Origin of the sequence: Bradyrhizobium sp. (genome assembly GCF_030697065.1) — a bacterium.
In the GTDB taxonomy this organism is placed as follows: domain Bacteria; phylum Pseudomonadota; class Alphaproteobacteria; order Rhizobiales; family Xanthobacteraceae; genus Bradyrhizobium.
Map to the genome: position 1 here is coordinate 1 of NZ_JAUYQU010000187.1, position 1,939 is coordinate 1,939.

The window sequence follows — 1,939 nt, forward strand, 5'->3', positions numbered from 1 at the left end:
ACAACCCCTCCACCGCGCGCCCCAGTCTTGTCCCGCGGCCAATCTAGCGGGTCTGTCGGCGGGGGTAACCATCAATCTTCCGGCACCGCCGTAGGCAGAAGCCCTTGTCGTCATTCCGGGGCGATGCGAAGCATCGAACCCGGAATCTCGAGATTTCGGGTTCGCGTCTTCGACGCGCCCCGGAATGACGGGCTTTAATGAACCAGCTTCCGCCGGCTCCACCACCACAGGCCGAGGTTCCAGCTGACGCAGATCGCCAGCGCGATGCCGAGACCGATCGCGGAGCCGAACCGCGGGGATGCAACATGGATCATCGCGATCGCGATGCCGAGGCCCATCAATCCGCCGGCGCTGTTGGCGATCACGGCGGCGGTCGGCGGGCCGCCGATGCGCGGGTGCAGGATCAGCATCATGCTGGTGAATACGATCGGGAACAGCGCGATGATGCCGCTGACCTTGGGTCCGACCCATCCCGACGCCGCCACCACCGTCGCCACCAGGGTGGCGACCAGCGAGGCGCGCAGCGGGATGTCGTACCAGCGGCGCGCGATCAGCGGCATCCTGACATGGCGAAAACGCCGCAGCAGCGGCACGCAGATCGCAAAGGCAATGGCATTCGCGACCAGTCCGCCGGCCAGCGTCCAATGCACCGAGCGGATCATCGAGGCCAGCGCGACCCACACCGTGACCGCGCCGAGACAGCTGACCAGCGCATTCCGGCGCTGCGCCAGCACGACATAGGCCAGGCCCAAAAAGATCGTCGCCGCATTGATCGGCAGGCTCGCCAGCGCGCTCTCGGCGATGAACGCCGCATCGTGATCGAGCGCCAGAAACACATAGGATGGCCCCGCCGAAATCGGCAGGGTCGCGACCAGCGCGCCGATCACCGGACCCGAGCGCTCGGTGATCACCGACGCCGTCACCACGAACGCAGCGGTGATCACCATGCGCAGCGCCAGCGTCAGGAGGAAGGCGAGTTCGGGGGACATGAGCTGTCGTCCCTGCGAACGCAGGGACCCATAACCACAACTCTTCGTGTGGTGCGAAAGTCGTCGAACGGCGGTGTTTGAAACGCGAGGGCCCGGCGTATGGGTCCCGGCGTTCGATGGGACGACAAGCGTTCACACCCGCTGCATCGATACCGAAACCTTCGGACCGTTCTTGATGGTCTGATAGACCACGCAATAGCGCTCGGTGAGTTTCAGCAACAGATCGAGCTTGTCCTGCGGGGCGTCGGTGTCGACCTCGAACTTCAGGCGGATTTCGGCGAAACCGACCGGGGCTTCCTTGTCGACGCCGAGCGTGCCGCGGAAATCGAGATCGCCCTCGGCAATGACATGACCGCTCTTCAGCGGCACCTCGACGGCGGTCGCCACCGATTTCAGGGTCACGCCGGCGCAGGCCACCAGCGCTTCCAGCAGCATGTCGCCGGAGCACAGTTGCAGCCCGGAGCCGCCGGTCGCGGGATGCAGGCCGGCCACCGCCAGCGCGCGGCCGGTCTCGAGCTTGCAGGCGATGCCTTCGTTCTCGATCGAGCCCCTGGCGGTCAGCTTGATCATCGCTGTCTCGGGATCAGACCTGTAGCGCTCCTTGAGCGGGGCCTGGGTGGCGCGGAGTTCGGCGGCGTCCATTTTTTCTCTCCCGGGGATTATCGCAAGTTGGATGTACCGGGTCGGCGAACGGATGTCACCATTCCACGCCAGCGCGGCAAGTCCATCAAGCTATCGGAAATGCATACGGTTTCAATGAGTTAGTTGAGTTGGCGAGCAAAAAAACAGACCGCCGACGCGTTGTGTCGAGAGCGGGCTCGTTCAAGCCGGGGGGAACACCGCACGGACCTGGTGTTGTCCAGCGGAATCTCCCGTGACAGCACCGGCGCCGTCCGATATTCGGGTTAGGATATGGACAACCTCGTGACCCAGCCCCGCCCCGGCATTGA

The 1,939-nt window shown here is 64.7% G+C and carries 2 protein-coding genes; both read right to left on the bottom strand.

All coding sequences use genetic code 11. From position 1 onward, the window contains the following. Positions 1-194 precede the first annotated feature (194 nt). The gene (locus Q8R73_RS14400; protein ID WP_305720218.1) at positions 195-989 is read right to left on the bottom strand and encodes a hypothetical protein; all 795 of its coding nucleotides are present in this window, start codon (positions 987-989) and stop codon (positions 195-197) included. Between the two features lie 132 nt (positions 990-1,121). After that, positions 1,122-1,631: an OsmC family protein gene (locus Q8R73_RS14405; protein WP_305720219.1), complete on the bottom strand. Its 510-nt coding sequence runs from the start codon at positions 1,629-1,631 to the stop codon at positions 1,122-1,124. Between the last annotated feature and the right edge of the window lie 308 nt (positions 1,632-1,939).